The organism is Priestia abyssalis, assembly GCF_002019595.1.
Lineage (GTDB): Bacteria > Bacillota > Bacilli > Bacillales > Bacillaceae_H > Bacillus_BA > Bacillus_BA abyssalis.
This window is the reverse complement of record NZ_KV917369.1, coordinates 837,235-852,183: the sequence shown is the minus strand read 5'-3', so window position 1 is coordinate 852,183 and position 14,949 is coordinate 837,235. Positions and strand designations below refer to the sequence as shown.

General features: G+C 38.5%; 11 protein-coding genes. 1 reads left to right on the top strand and 10 read right to left on the bottom strand.

The window, feature by feature from the left end:
• Window positions 1-63 precede the first annotated feature (63 nt).
• The 7 genes from BK575_RS04000 to xylA all read right to left on the bottom strand — a co-directional run bounded on the left by BK575_RS04000 (window position 64) and on the right by xylA (window position 8,209).
• Window positions 64-339 carry a hypothetical protein gene (locus BK575_RS04000; protein WP_078409001.1) on the bottom strand — a complete coding sequence of 92 codons (276 nt, stop codon included), beginning with the start codon at window positions 337-339 and terminating at the stop codon, window positions 64-66.
• A gap of 291 nt (window positions 340-630) precedes the next feature.
• Entirely contained in the window at window positions 631-1,041 is a 411-nt protein-coding gene (gene mgsA / locus BK575_RS03995) for a methylglyoxal synthase (protein WP_078409000.1), read from the bottom strand.
• Window positions 1,042-1,201: 160 nt separating this feature from the next.
• The gene (locus tag BK575_RS03990; protein WP_078408999.1) at window positions 1,202-2,248 is read right to left on the bottom strand and encodes an aldose epimerase family protein; all 1,047 of its coding nucleotides are present in this window, start codon (window positions 2,246-2,248) and stop codon (window positions 1,202-1,204) included.
• Between the two features lie 91 nt (window positions 2,249-2,339).
• Window positions 2,340-2,984, bottom strand: coding sequence for a fructose-6-phosphate aldolase (fsa, locus tag BK575_RS03985; protein ID WP_078408998.1), 645 nt, complete (start codon window positions 2,982-2,984; stop codon window positions 2,340-2,342).
• 67 nt (window positions 2,985-3,051) lie between these two features.
• Complete coding sequence (tkt, locus tag BK575_RS03980) at window positions 3,052-5,064, bottom strand: transketolase (protein ID WP_078408997.1); 2,013 nt, start codon at window positions 5,062-5,064, stop codon at window positions 3,052-3,054.
• Window positions 5,065-5,111: 47 nt separating this feature from the next.
• The gene (gene xylB / locus BK575_RS03975) at window positions 5,112-6,611 is read right to left on the bottom strand and encodes a xylulokinase (RefSeq protein WP_078408996.1); all 1,500 of its coding nucleotides are present in this window, start codon (window positions 6,609-6,611) and stop codon (window positions 5,112-5,114) included.
• Window positions 6,612-6,871: 260 nt separating this feature from the next.
• Window positions 6,872-8,209, bottom strand: coding sequence for a xylose isomerase (xylA, locus tag BK575_RS03970; protein WP_078408995.1), 1,338 nt, complete (start codon window positions 8,207-8,209; stop codon window positions 6,872-6,874).
• Between the two features lie 314 nt (window positions 8,210-8,523).
• Here xylA and xylR point away from each other — a divergent pair, with 314 nt between their 5' ends.
• Complete coding sequence (gene xylR, locus BK575_RS03965) at window positions 8,524-9,678, top strand: transcriptional repressor XylR (protein WP_078408994.1); 1,155 nt, start codon at window positions 8,524-8,526, stop codon at window positions 9,676-9,678.
• Between the two features lie 396 nt (window positions 9,679-10,074).
• Here xylR and xynB read toward each other — a convergent pair whose 3' ends face one another.
• The 3 genes from xynB to xylE all read right to left on the bottom strand — a co-directional run bounded on the left by xynB (window position 10,075) and on the right by xylE (window position 14,758).
• On the bottom strand, window positions 10,075-11,676 hold the full coding sequence (gene xynB / locus BK575_RS03960) for a xylan 1,4-beta-xylosidase (protein WP_078408993.1): 1,602 nt from the start codon (window positions 11,674-11,676) through the stop codon (window positions 10,075-10,077).
• A 56-nt stretch (window positions 11,677-11,732) separates the two neighbouring features.
• Window positions 11,733-13,124: an MFS transporter gene (locus BK575_RS03955; RefSeq protein ID WP_078408992.1), complete on the bottom strand. Its 1,392-nt coding sequence runs from the start codon at window positions 13,122-13,124 to the stop codon at window positions 11,733-11,735.
• 218 nt (window positions 13,125-13,342) lie between these two features.
• Complete coding sequence (gene xylE, locus BK575_RS03950) at window positions 13,343-14,758, bottom strand: D-xylose transporter XylE (RefSeq protein WP_078408991.1); 1,416 nt, start codon at window positions 14,756-14,758, stop codon at window positions 13,343-13,345.
• Window positions 14,759-14,949 lie beyond the last annotated feature (191 nt).

Below are 14,949 nucleotides of genomic sequence, written 5' to 3'. Positions count from 1 at the left end.
GAGCTCTTTTCTATAAGCCTCCATATATGGTTCAATTTAAAACAAATGGTAATATACTGATAGTTAACGATTTAAAGATTTCCTTTTCCATGTAATTTTTGATTTTACTTGAAGTGAAACCCCTTTTCTAAAACTTCGCTTAAGTACTTCTAAGCTGGAGCTGTACATTGGATTTTCCTTTAATTTATGATTCATCTCTCCTCTTCCTGTACAAGCACGATCAAAATATACCGTCATTTTATAGGACAAGTCCCCTTCTTTTTCTACAACAGCTTGATATGTTCCAACATAATGACCTGCCTGATTATACCCCTTAATTTTTCCTTCCCATACTTCCACCTTAACCATCCCCTTATAAAAAAGTAAAAATGGAATTTAAGCTCATTGGTTTGACCTCTAATATGCTATGTATTTATTTCCCTCTTAAACTATGCATAGTAGAAACTTTTCACAAGGAAAGGGAACGAAAGTTAAAATAAAAAATAATTAAGGTTTTCGAATAACATATTGGACATCCGATATCACTAAAAATTATTAATATTCTAACTATTATAATTATAGGTATATCTTGTGAACCGATTACAGAAGCTGCTTGAATTGTAAATCGACTAATCTGTCGCTTTACCAAGTTTATTTTACTTGCTGTCCAGAAATAATTGAGCGCCAGTTTAAATCACCACGTTCTAAACCACGAATGATAATTTCTGCCGTCCCCATATTTGTCGCAAGTGGAACAGAATAAACGTCACAAAGGCGCATCAAAGCAGAAATATCTGGTTCATGGGGTTGAGCAGTTAAAGGATCACGAAAAAAAATGACAACATCCATTTTATTTTTGGCTATCATTGCTCCAATTTCCTGATCCCCACCAAGAGGACCTGATTGGAAACGCTCAACTATTAATCCCGTTGCCTCCATAATCTTCATTCCCGTTGTGCCTGTTGCATAAAGATTATGTTTTTCCAAAATATATTTATATGCTCTTGTAAAATGAATCATATCTTTTTTCTTTATATCATGTGCAATTAAAGCTATATTCATGTTTAACCCCCTTGAACTCTTTTTAAAAATACCTTCTGGACCGTATTAAATCATACGCGATCCAGAAGGTGTTTTTTTATCCACTCTCAACTGTAGCAGCTCCTGAAAGGATACTTTCCTATCATTCTCCGTTGTTTAAGCTTTTTAAAATGGATAAAGGTTAGATTAATGTAAAAGAATATTTCGTCTTGGTTCTATAAACTTGATTTGCTTCTAATACAGAGGAAGGAAAATTAGGATGATTAATCATATTCGGCGGTTTTTGTGTCTCAAGACATAATCCTAAATGTTTCTGAGATTGCGTTCCTCTTATCTCATAATGATCTTCTAACATATTCCCCGTGTATAAAACGACACACGGCTCATCGGTTTCTATTTCAATTTTTCTTCCACTTTCTCTGTCCAATAAAGTTATTTCTTTTTGGTTATTAGCATTAAGCAGAAATGGATGGTCATAACCTCCACCAACGAGTTTCGTTTGCGGATGTTCAGATTCCACTCCTTGCCATATCTGACGGCCCTTTCTAAAATCAAAGACGGTCCCTTCCACAGGTAATACCTTTCCAGTTGGAATAAGAGAAGAATCCAGTTCGAGAAAGCCGTCACTCTTTAACATTAACTCATGGTGTAAAACCGTTCTTTTAAGATTACCGCTTAAATTAAAATAAGAATGGTTTGTAAGATTGACAATTGTTTTTTTATCAGATTTAGCCCTATAGGAAATGATTAACTCATTTGCATTATTGATAGTGTATATGACAGTAACTTGAAGATTACCAGGAAAACCTTCTTCACCATCCGGGCTTGTATAAGAGAAAGTTATATTTATCTCATTTTCCTGGATTTCTATAGATGAATCCCAAATGGCATTATGAAAACCATGCGGTCCGCCATGAAGATTATTTATCCCATCATTCTTAGGCAATTCATATGAAACCCCATCTAACTCAAAGGATGCATTTTCAGTTCTTCCTGCCGTTCTTCCAATGATACAACCGAAATATGGTGAGTAATTTATGTACTCATCCATGGTGTCAAAGCCTAAAACGATATTTTCCAGATTCCCTTCGCGATCCCGCACATTAATTTTAGTAATAATACACCCATAGTCTATACAAGTTAATTCCATTCCATTATCGGTTTTTATGGTATACGATTTTACATTTCTCCCATTTAAAGAGCCAAAAACACCTTCTATAACTTCCATCAGTTTGCCCCTTTATATGAATATGTTAAATTTGTACTGCCTATCTGGAAGACTCTTTTCTCTGATATATAAAACCAACTTATCCTACGATTTAGCTATTTACTTTTGCCCAGTCAAACAAGAATTGTTCTATGCCGCTTTCTGTAAGCGGATGCTTTGTCATCTGTTCAACCACCGCATATGGCATTGTACCAATGTGAGCACCTGCTAATGCTGCTTGTTGTGCATGGAGAGGATGGCGAATGGAAGCCGCAATAATCTCTGTATCAATGTCATGCAGATCAAAAATCTTTCGAATGGTCTTAATTAACTCTATCCCATTATGCCCAATATCATCTAATCTGCCTAAAAAAGGCGAGACATAACTTGCTCCAGCGCGAGCTGCTAATAATGCCTGATTAGGTGAGAAGATTAATGTTACATTCGTCTTAATTCCCATTTTCGTAAATGCGCTAACAGCTTTTAAACCATCTGTCGTCATAGGAACTTTAATCGTAACATTTGGTGCAATTTTAGCTAATTCCTTCCCCTCTTCAATCATCTCTTCTGCATTCAGAGAAAGAACTTCAGCACTTACTGAGCCTTCAGTAATCGTACATATTTCCTTAATACGTTCTTTAAAATCTACCCCTTCTTTAGCTACCAAAGAAGGATTCGTCGTAACCCCTGATAAAACACCTAAATCATGTACTTTTTTTATATCTGATACATTAGCTGTGTCAATAAATATTTTCATTTTGTCTCCTCCACTTCCTGTCCTAATCGTTTCATTCGAATGACAAAAGCTTCATATTTAAACTTTCTTAGCGTTTATTAATGATCTGTTTCATTTTTGAGACAAGATTTTCTACCGTAAAACCATATTCCTCTAAAATTTTCTCACCTGGTGCAGATGCGCCAAATTGATCGATAGCTATTACTTCTCCCTCGTCTCCTACATATTTATTCCACCCAATTGAAGACCCCATCTCAACAGCTAAACGAGCTTTCATATTTGGAGGGATTATTTGGTTCTGATATTCTAAAGATTGTTTTTCAAAACGGTCCCAGCTAGGCATGCTAATAATAGATATAAAGATTCCCTCAGCTTCTAGCTGCTTTTGCGCTTCAATAGCCAATTGTACTTCTGAACCGGTCGCTAGAATAAGACCTTGAGCTTCTCCTTTTGCTTCAGAAATGACATACGCTCCCTTTTTTACACCATCATACGCTCGCTCAGCTGTTGGCACAATGGTCATTAGATCTTGTCGACTTAGCACTAGTACAGTAGGCTCATTTTTGCTTTCAATTGCTACCTTCCAAGCTGCTACTGTTTCATTTCCATCAGCAGGACGAATGATGCTTATATCAGGCATTGCTCTTAGTGAGGCTAGTTGCTCTACAGGCTCATGAGTAGGTCCATCCTCTCCCACAGCTACACTATCATGGGTGAAAACAAATGTAACAGGAAGTTTCATGAGGGCAGATAATCGAATTGCCGGGCGTAAATAATCGGAGAATACAAAGAATGTAGCTCCAAACGGTTTCACTCCTCCGTGTAACGCCATTCCATTCATGATAGCTCCCATTGCAAATTCTCGTACACCGAACCAAATATTTCTTCCACTGTAGTCATCACTGGTAAAATTCTTTTCGCCTTTTAACGTGGTTTTATTTGATGACGCTAAATCCGCTGAACCGCCAATGATAGCCGGTATCTTTTTAGCAAATGCATTCAACGCCTCTCCACCCGATGACCTTGAAGCAATTTTATCCACTCCAGCACGGTAAAAAGGTGCATCGCTTTCCCAGCCGACCGGTAACCTTCCATTAATAGCTGCCTCAAGTTTTTCCCCTAACTCTGGATATTCGCGATTATATTCTTCTACAACAATCTGCCAGCTTTCTTCAAGTTGTTGTCCTCTCATTTTTACCTGTTCAAAATAAACAGCGACTTCTTTAGGAACATGAAATTCTTCCGAAGCGGTCCATCCATAAAATTCCTTCGTAAGCTTTCCTTCTTCTGCACCTAATGGAGCCCCATGTGAAGCCGATTTCCCCGCTTTGTTTGGTGAACCATAACCAATCGTTGTTTTAACCTCAATAAGTGTCGGGCGCTCATCCTCTTTTGCCTTTTCTAACGCTTGGTTAATTTCATTGAAATTATTGCCATCTTCCACACGAAGATATTGCCATCCATAAGCTTTAAATCTATTTTCGGCGCTTTCCGAAAAAGATAAATGAAGATCCCCATCCAGAGAGATATCATTTGAATCGTACAAGACAACTAGACGCCCCAGCTTTAAATGCCCTGCCAATGACGCGGCTTCTGCTGAAACACCCTCCATTAAATCTCCATCTCCACAAACGCAATAAGTATAATGATCGATGATATTATAATCCTTACGATTAAACGTTTCTGCTAAGTGCCTTTCAGTCATCGCCATACCAACTGCCATAGCAACTCCTTGACCCAATGGTCCGGTCGTAGCATCTACCCCGGGAGTATGACCGTATTCGGGATGTCCAGGTGTTTTACTTCCCCATTGACGAAAGTTTTTTAAGTCCTCAATTGTTACGTCATAGCCAGTTAAGTGCAATAGGCTATATAATAGCGCCGAGCCATGTCCTGCTGATAAGACAAAACGGTCTCTATTAAACCACTTAGGATTATTAGGATTATGCTTCATATGATGACTAAATAATGACATAGCCATAGGTGCTGCTCCCATGGGCATTCCTGGATGACCCGAGTTAGCTTTTTCGACAGTATCGATTGACAGTGTTCGAATTGTATTAATCGCTAATTGTTCTATTGTTCGTTGATCTACTGACATAAAAATACATCCTTTCCAAACTGCATTCACTCTATCGTTTATTACGATTAGTTTTTTCGAAAACTCTTCAAACCTGCATTTAGATCCTTTGTTTGGGTGTAAACTTTCTTATATAAATCAAATAATGTTTGATATTTTTCAACATTTTGTTCCTTTGGATAAAATGTTGAAGCCTCACGAATAAACTGCTCTGCACATTCTTCGAGGGACCCAAACCATCCGCTGCCGAAGGCGGCCAGCATAGCGGCCCCCATGGCAGGGCCTTGTTCACTCTCCAGCTTCATCACTTTCGCATTGAAAATATCGGCTTGCATTTGGATCCAAGTTTCATTTTTAGCCCCTCCGCCAATGGAAATAACGGTATCAACTGATTTTCCTTCTTCCCGGAATAAGTTGATAGATTCATGCAAGGAGAATGTAATGCCTTCCATAACAGCCCTCACAAAATGCTCTCTTTTATGAGCTCCATCCATTCCGATAAAGCTTCCACGAATGACAGAATCGGCATGCGGCGTTCTTTCGCCCACCAAATAAGGAGTAAATAACAGTCCGTTCGCTCCGATTGGGACAGATTCCACACCTTGCAGCAGTTGGTCAAACGTTTCGTTTGGAGCGAACGTTTCTTTAAACCAGCTCAAGCTGTAGCCGGCAGCGAGCGTGACCCCCATCGTATAAAAAGCATCCTCTTTTCCATGGTTGAAAAAATGCACTTTTCCTTTAAAGTCTCTCTCTTTGTCTTCCTCGTAGGAAAGGATGACCCCTGATGTTCCGATACTGCATAATGTTTTTCCAGAAGAGAGAATACCCGCACCAATGGCTCCGCATGCATTATCAGCTCCGCCGGCAAATACTTTCGTATTCTCCGATAACCCGGTCTCCGCTGCAATACCTGGAAGCAACGTCCCTACACAATCATGGGATTCAACAAGCGGCGGACAAATATCTGCAGAAATGCCGAACCTCCGGCAAATATCACGGTCCCACTCCTTGCGTGTCACGTGTAAAAGCAAGGTTCCTGCCGCATCCGAAAATTCACTGTGAATGGCACCAGTCATCCGGAATCTGACATAGTCTTTAGGAAGCAGAAAAACAGCCGTTTTTTCAAAGATTTCAGGCTCATGTTCTTTCACCCATAAGATTTTGGGCAATGTAAAACCTTCCAAAACACGGTTTTTTGTCGCAGCCAGCAGTTGTTCGCCAAATTCCTCTGTCATCTTGATACATTGAGGCGTTGTTCTTGTATCATTCCAGAGAATCGCATTACGTAACACACGCTGTTCTTGATCGAGCAGCACTAATCCGTGCATTTGTCCAGAATAACTGATCCCTTCAATATCTCCGGCTTGAACGCCGGATTTAGAGACAAGTTCAGCTAACGCATGAATGGTTTGCTGTACCCAGTCCTCTGGGTTTTGCTCGCTATATCCCGCCTTCTCCTGAATAAGCGGATAACTTTTTGACACCTCTGCACAAACCTCGCCGTTTTGATTGACCAAAATCGTTTTAACCGCACTCGTTCCAAGGTCGATTCCAATCACATACTTCATTTTTTTCACTCCTTCATTTATAAAAATAGTCTCCCTTGCAAGTCTTCAATTAACTTGAAGACTTGTTTTTTATGTAAAGGAAGACTCTAATCATATATTGCTCAATAACTCGGCACATCTTCATTCAATCGAAAGACATCACAATCGGGGATCCAGACTACTTGAATTCACCTGGGCGGATCGCAAGGGGAGGTGTTATCCGCTTAGGCGTAAAGATTTTAACATGGGCGTTCTTTGCCCATGTTAAAATCTTTAGTCTATTAAACTTCTAAAAGGTATTGATTTAAGATGGCTTTCAATCGTTCTTGTCTGCCGGACTCGTTTTTAATGGAGTCATTGTTCATCGCATATTGCTCAAGTGTGCGGAAGTTGGCTCTTCCTTCCACAATATCCAGTCCGATTCCCTCTGTATAGCTGCGGTAACGGTTTTGAATCACATCTTCAAATACACGGTCTTCGATCAATTTATGTGCGACTTTCAATCCTTTTGCGAAGGCATCCATCCCCGCAACATGGGCATACACTAAATCTTCCGGCTCAAAGGAAGCTCTTCTGACCTTCGCATCGAAGTTTAATCCGCCGCTTCCTAATCCGCCGTTTTGCAGGATTTCGTACATCGCTAACGTCGTTGAGTATAAATCCGTTGGGAACTCATCCGTATCCCAGCCTAAAAGCGGATCACCCTGGTTGGCGTCAACGGATCCGAGAAGGCCGTTTACTCTTGCCGTCCGCAATTCATGTTCAAATGTATGCCCCGCTAACGTCGCATGGTTGGCTTCCAGGTTTAATTTGAAATGGTTCTCTAAGCCGTATTGTTTTAAAAAGGCAATCGTTGTCGCCGCATCTGTATCATATTGGTGAGTCGTCGGCTCTTTCGGCTTCGGTTCAATTAAAAACTGTCCTGTATAGCCGATTTCTTTCGCATAATCCACCGCCATATGCATAAATCTGGCCAGGTTATCAAGCTCCAGTTTTAGGTCAGTGTTTAATAAGGTTTCATACCCTTCACGGCCGCCCCAGAACACATAGTTCTCTGAGCCAAGTTCCTTCGCTGTTTCTAACCCTTTTTTCACTTGTGCCGCCGCATATGCAAACACATCCGCATTGCAGGAAGTCGCAGCGCCATGAACGAAACGCGGATTTGTAAACATATTGGCCGTGTTCCACAGTAATTTCACGTTGCTTGTTTTCATATAATCTTTAATCATCCCAACGATGACATCTAAATTTTGGTTCGTTTCTCTTAACGTGCTTCCTTCCGGTGCAATATCCCGGTCATGGAACGCAAAGAACGGAGCACCCAATTTTTCATACAGTTCAAAGGAAGCTTCTACCCTAGCTTTTGCCAAATCCATCCCTGTATAGCGATCCCACGGTCTTTTCATCGTAGCGGCACCGAATGGATCTGTCCCATCTGCCGTAAATGTATGCCAGTAAGCAATCGAAAAACGCAGCTGTTCTTTCATCGTTTTGCCGCCTACTACTTCTTCCGGGTTATAGTATTTAAATGCTAAAGGATTTTTAGAATCCTTTCCTTCATACGCCACTTTGTTTACGCTTCCAAAATAGTTACTTACACCAGTAAAAGATTGAGTCATGTTATTTCCTCCTTAATTTAGGTATGATGCTGAAATATTTAACTTACAAACTAAAATGAAATCATTCATATTCAAAAATAATCTATATCCAAACAACAAATGAACAAATCCTTAAGTTGGTTTGTTGTTCGGATAAACTAACTTGATTTCATCTTATAAAAAATAATCATTTTTTTCAATAGTTTTTTAAGATTTTTTAGGAGTTTTTAGTTATAATAAAAGGAAATATGCATTAATTGCCGCATTTTAAACGAATTTTTTTAGAAGAAAATGCAGCAACTTAATTCGAATATTATACAAAGGAAGTGGAGAAAGTGGATGTTGCTGATCAAACCTTGGTCAAGAAACTAAATCAAAAGTTACTATTAAATGAAATCCTTAAGAATTCACCTATCTCAAGGGCAAAATTATCTGAAATAACAGGATTGAATAAATCAACTGTTTCTTCACAGGTAAACTCGTTAATTGAAACAAATCTTGTGTTTGAAATAGGTCAAGGACAATCAAGCGGCGGAAGAAGGCCCGTCATGCTTGTTTTCAATAAATATGCCGGATATTCTGCAGGAATAGATATAGGCGTTGATTATATTAATGGCATTTTAACGGATCTGGAAGGGAATATAGTTCTTGATCAATACTATGACCTAGAAAATTCTTCTCCCGAAAGGATAAAAGACATTTTATTTACCATTATTAAGTACTTTATTAGTCATATGCCCGATTCTCCATACGGTCTGATTGGCATAGGTATATGTGTACCCGGACTAGTAGATAAAAATCAAAAAATTATTTTTACACCCAACGCCAACTGGAATGATATTGACTTAAAGTCTTTAGTCCAACAGGAGTTCAATGTACCTGTTTTTATTGAAAATGAAGCAAATGCAGGTGCGTATGGAGAAAAGGTATTTGGTGCTGCTAAAAATTACGACAATATCATCTATGTAAGTATCAGTACGGGAATAGGAGTCGGAATTATTATCAATAATGACTTGTACAGAGGGGTTAGCGGTTTTTCTGGTGAAATGGGACATATGACAATCGATTTCAACGGTCCAAAATGCAGCTGCGGCAACCGTGGATGCTGGGAGTTATACGCCTCTGAAAAGGCGTTGCTAAAATCTTTTCAGAACAAAGATCATAAGGTTTCATATCAAGAGATTATTGATCTCGCACATCAGAATGATGTTGAAACCTTAAATTCATTACAAAACTTCGGCTTCTATCTTGGGATAGGCTTGAGCAGTATTCTAAATACATTTAACCCGCAAGCCGCCATTTTAAGAAACAACATAATTGAATCACAGCCTATGGTTTTAAATTCAATTAGAAGTTCAGTCTCGTCCAGAATTTATTCTCAACTGGACAATAGCTATGAATTGTTACCATCTTCTTTAGGAAAGAATGCCCCGGCATTGGGAACATCGTCCATTGTTATTGAACATTTTCTAGATATAGTTCCAGCTTAAAAATATCATTTATGAACTGCACAACAAAAGGCCCTACCGTTGAAGGTAGGGCCTTTTGTTTTTTGTTAAAGTTATTCAAAAACCATGTTGTAGACTATATATTTTACTGTCTTAACTTCTTATTGCTAAGCATCGAGGTCTTTCCGAAAAAACTTTTATATCATATAAAAAAGGAGACTTCAACGAAAATAAAAGTCTCCTTTGCCATATTTATATAAGCCTTACTTATTTCCTAATATTTGATATAGGTCTGCGCTTTTCTGCTCTTCCGTCTAGAATAAGCTCTCAAAGGTTCTCGTATAAGCGGCTGGCAAGAACCCACAAGGGAGCTTGCCAGCCGCTTATACATAGATCACTCGGCACGGGCGTTTTTTCCCATGCCGAGTGATCTATGTATTATTTTTCCTTGTAGCTAAAATATTTAAAATCAGCCGGAATATTTTGACCGCTTGTATCCTGACACTGCATTCCCACAAAAGCTCCTGTGAAGAATCCTCCTCCACGAATATAATCATCTGATAATCTTTTGGACTCTAACATCCTCTCGATTTTGTGCCAATCTTTTTTGTTAAAAGAATAGGAGTAATAATATTTTTCATGTTCAATATTTACCCTTAAATAAACATATTGAATTTCAGAAGGAATGACAATTTTATCTTTTAATGGTTGTGAAAATGAAAAGTTATCACATATTGTTAAATCTAGAATACGTCCAAGATCTTCATCATGCGTGACTTGAAGAGCTGTCCAATTTTCAGTGTTGTAATAATTCACCAATCCCGCTGCTTGTTGGAAACTATCGGGGTAAAATTCAATAGCTGTTTCCGCTTCAAAATCGAGGCTTTGCCAACGTCTTGCTATAAATGCCTGGGTAAATGTGGATGTTAATGATTCATGACCGAATAAGCGTAAATGATTGAGTCTTTCCGTTAACGATCCTAATTCTTCCGTAAATGGGATCCGTAATGTTTGGAAATTAATATTTAATGTTGATTCTTCAAATTCATCAACTTCTGGATATGTCGCTGGAAACTTAGTTTCGGGAATGCTGGGTGCTTCTACCTCAAGGCTGCCTTCTTTTCCACCAACTACATAAGGCCATCCATCTTTCCACTCCAATTTTTGAATAGCTGTTTCTCTACCTAAAGGACAATATCCTCTTTGTTGAATAATGGACTCATCGTCGGGATGAATCGGACGTCCCGTTAAATGAGCTAAATACCATTCATCTGTATGTGTTTGAACAATGGATGCGTGGCCACACTTTTGCAGTGGATTTCTTGGGTCATGCCAAGACGTTAAAATTGGGTTATGCGGATGAATTTCATACGGGCCTTCAATATTTTTTGAACGAGCAATTGTAGCAGCATGCTCGAATCGTGTTCCACCTTCTGCCGTTAATAAATAGTAATAATCTCCGATATGATAAAGGTGAGGTGCTTCTGTTAGTTTGATATCCGTTCCTTTAAAAATGATTTTCGGCTTATCAATTAACTTTTTCTTCTCAGTACAATATTCCTGCATCACAATTCCCCCGAATGGATGTCGATCCATTCGCTGATCCCACAGCATATTTAATAAATACTTTCTTCCATCTGTATCATGGAATAAAGAAGCATCAAATCCAGAACTGTTTAATTTAATCGGCTCTCCCCAATCACCATCAACGGTTTCGCAAGTAACTAAATAGTTATGGCAATCTTTCCAAGCTCCATCCACAACCTTTACATCCGTGTATATGAGCCAAAACTTTCCATCACTATAGCTTAAGCAGGGTGCCCATACTCCTCCTGAATTAGGATTTCCTTTCATATCCAATTGTGAAACTCTCTGTAATGGATGTGCAACTAAATGCCAGTTCACTAAATCTTTTGAATGGTGTATTTGAACACCCGGAAACCATTCGAACGTAGATACAGCAATATAATAATCTTCACCTACTCTACATATACTCGGATCTGGATTGAAACCTTTAAGTACAGGATTGATAATCTTCACCTGAATTCCTCCTCAGATATGGTCATTTAATAGCTTTACAATATACTATCAATTTTCTAATTCCTAAATTCATCAATATTATCTAAATATACTTTATCTCTATTCTCTAATTCGCGTACTATTTTGGCGTATTTTTCTTCATCTAAATTGTAGAAATTAATATCAATGATAGCTAAAATAAGGAAAATAACAGGGACAACTGTTGTCGTAATTAAAATTCCTGTCAATGCCTCGGGAGTTTGTATCTGATTCGCAATATATCCAAATTTGTCCAATACGAGCCCTGGTACAATCCCGCCGAGTGCCATACCAAACTTAAAGAAGAATCCGATAATCGCATAAATCAATCCACCCATTCGTTTTCCTGTCTTATATTCCCCGTATTCAATTGTTTCGGGAATAAGCGCCCACATATACCCCCCGGCTGTAACACTTCCTGCAGCAGCAATTAAACGAAAGAGGAGTACAAGAAACACATTGCTAGGCGGTACCATTAGAAGGGCTAAAAGACCAATAATATTTAGTAATAATGCAAAATTTAATAATGTTTTCTTCCCCAGCCATTTATTAATTCTCGGTATAAACGGTAGAATGATTAAAGCAGGTAAACTTCCCAGCAAACCATACCACTTCACTAAGTCCTCTCTACCTACGTTATACGTAACGTAATAGATTCCAACAGAGTTACTTATTGAGTTGACACCAAAGATAATAATAAAGAAAATGCTTAACACAACTAATGGACGATTAACCCGAAATTGCTCAAAGATATCTAAGAATTTAATTTTCTCCTCAGACTTTTGCAGAGTTACCCGTTCCTTTGTACTTTTAAAACAAAATAGTAATAGACAGGCACCAATTATTCCTAAAATACTCATGGTTAGCTGCCAGCCAAGAGCTGCGTTTCCAGTAGTATCACGTAAATAAGTGGATAATAATGGAACAAAAAAAGCGACTATTAATCCGCCAAGATTCGCAAAAAACATACGAACAGATGTAATACTAACGACTTCCTGATTATTTCTCGTCATCGCAGAAGTTAATGCACCATATGGAACGTTTATAATTGTGTATGTAAGCGACAAGCCAACATACGTAATATATGCATATATTACTTTACCCATATCTGAAAGATCTGGTGTTGTAAAACAGAGTATTGCCAGTATTGCGAACGGAAATGCCCCGAATAAAAGATACGGTCTAAAACGTCCAAATCTGCTATTTGTTCTATCTACTATTGTTCCAATAAAAGGATCAGCAAGAGCGTCAATTATTCTAACAACTAAGAACATCGTACCAGCAGCTGCTGCCGATAAACCAAATACGTCAGTATAGAAAAATAAAAGATATGTGGAAACGGTTGCGTAAATCAAATTACATGCTAAATCCCCAGAAGCATAGCCAACTTTTTCAACCATGCTAACCCTCTTTAAATTTCCACTAGGCATCATCTTTCCTCCTTTATAAGACCATCACTACCCGCCTCAAAGGCGAGAGGAGACAAAGAAGCTTAGACCAGGGGTCAATCCCCATAATCTGGTTGCTGCTCCCAGCTCCTCCTACATGTCACTTTTTCTGTAAGAACCCGAACAAACTTACATCGCCGCATCGTGCGGTTCTAACTAACCATCAGCGTAGATGAACACCTCACTGATGGAAGTTTTCTTTATACTGCTTTATACTGGTCAACGCTAGGTTTTTTCCATGCATCTTCCATTTGCTCAAGGGTCTTTCCTTTCGTTTCAGGGACAAACTTCCAAACAAATACAGCTGAAAGTACACTCATTAGACCGTAGAAACCATAAGTTAAGCCACTGCTATATTCCATCATGATTGGATAGGTAGATGAAATCAAATAGTTAGCAGCCCATTGTGCAGCTACGGCAATAGCCACGGCTTGTCCACGAATTTTGTTAGGGAAAATTTCAGAAATCAATACCCAGCATATCGGGCCCCATGACAACATGAATGAAGCTGTGTATATAATAATGAAGATTAAAGTACTAATGCCAATAATATTTGAAAAGGCCAGCCCTGCTACACCAAACATCCCAATGGCCATACCAATGGAACCTATTATTAATAACGGTTTACGTCCCCACTTATCAACCGTCAAGATGGCAACAATCGTAAAGACAACATTGACTAATCCCATAACAATTGTTTGCAGCATGGAAGCATCTTTCGCAGCTCCCATACTTTCAAAAATGCGCGGGGCATAATACAAAGCAACGTTTATCCCAACAAATTGTTGAAATACTGAGAGCATAATTCCCACAATAATCACTAATTTTCCGTAAGCAAATAGCTTTTCGGAAGAAACATTTACTGTTATTGTTTGCTTAATTTCATTTAAGATAGAATTTGCTTCTGAAGAGCCATTAATTTTAGTAAGAACACTTAGCGCTTTATCATCTTGATTTGTTATTGCTAAGTATCGAGGTGTTTCTGGTACAAAAAGTAAAAATAGACCAAACAATAGAGCTGGAATGGCTTCCGAAGCAAACATATATCTCCAACCTATGTCATTTACCCACTCTAATGATTGTCCATTAGCAATGCCCCAGTTAACAAAGTAAACGACCAACATACCAAAAATGATCATAAATTGATTGAATGATACCAACCGGCCGCGAACATCCGCAGGCGCAATTTCTCCTATATACATCGGAACAACCGCTGAAGCCAAACCAACCCCAACTCCGCCTATAATTCGGTACAGGTTAAACATAATCAATAAAGCGATGGATGGCTCGCCTTTTGTGAAAAATAAAAACTCAGGATATGCAGAGCCTAAAGCTGATATGAAAAAAAGGACAGCTGCTGCGATAAGTGAATTCTTACGGCCAAATTTTGACGCGAAATAACCAGATATTAAGCCTCCAATGATACAACCGATTAATGCGCTTGAAATTGTTGCACCATGCGCTAACGCCCCTAAACCTAAAGGTTTAACTAAATAGGCTTCTATTGACTTTTCAGTCCCGGATATTACAGCAGTATCATACCCAAAAAGTAAGCCGCCAATCGCAGCTACAAGCGTAATGGAAAAAATATAAAGTGAGTTTCGATTTTGTTTCATAATTTATCAAGGACAGATTTCAGTAATAAATATAAAAGCGTTTTCAAAACAGCTTATAATCATTAATATAGTCAAAGATCATTTCTAACAACTTAATTCTTTGTAGTTTGGTTTTCTGAAATCTGTCCTTATCCTCCTTTCTATTTTGAGTGAATAAATTATTCTACTAAAAGACTTTTTAGTTACGGAAA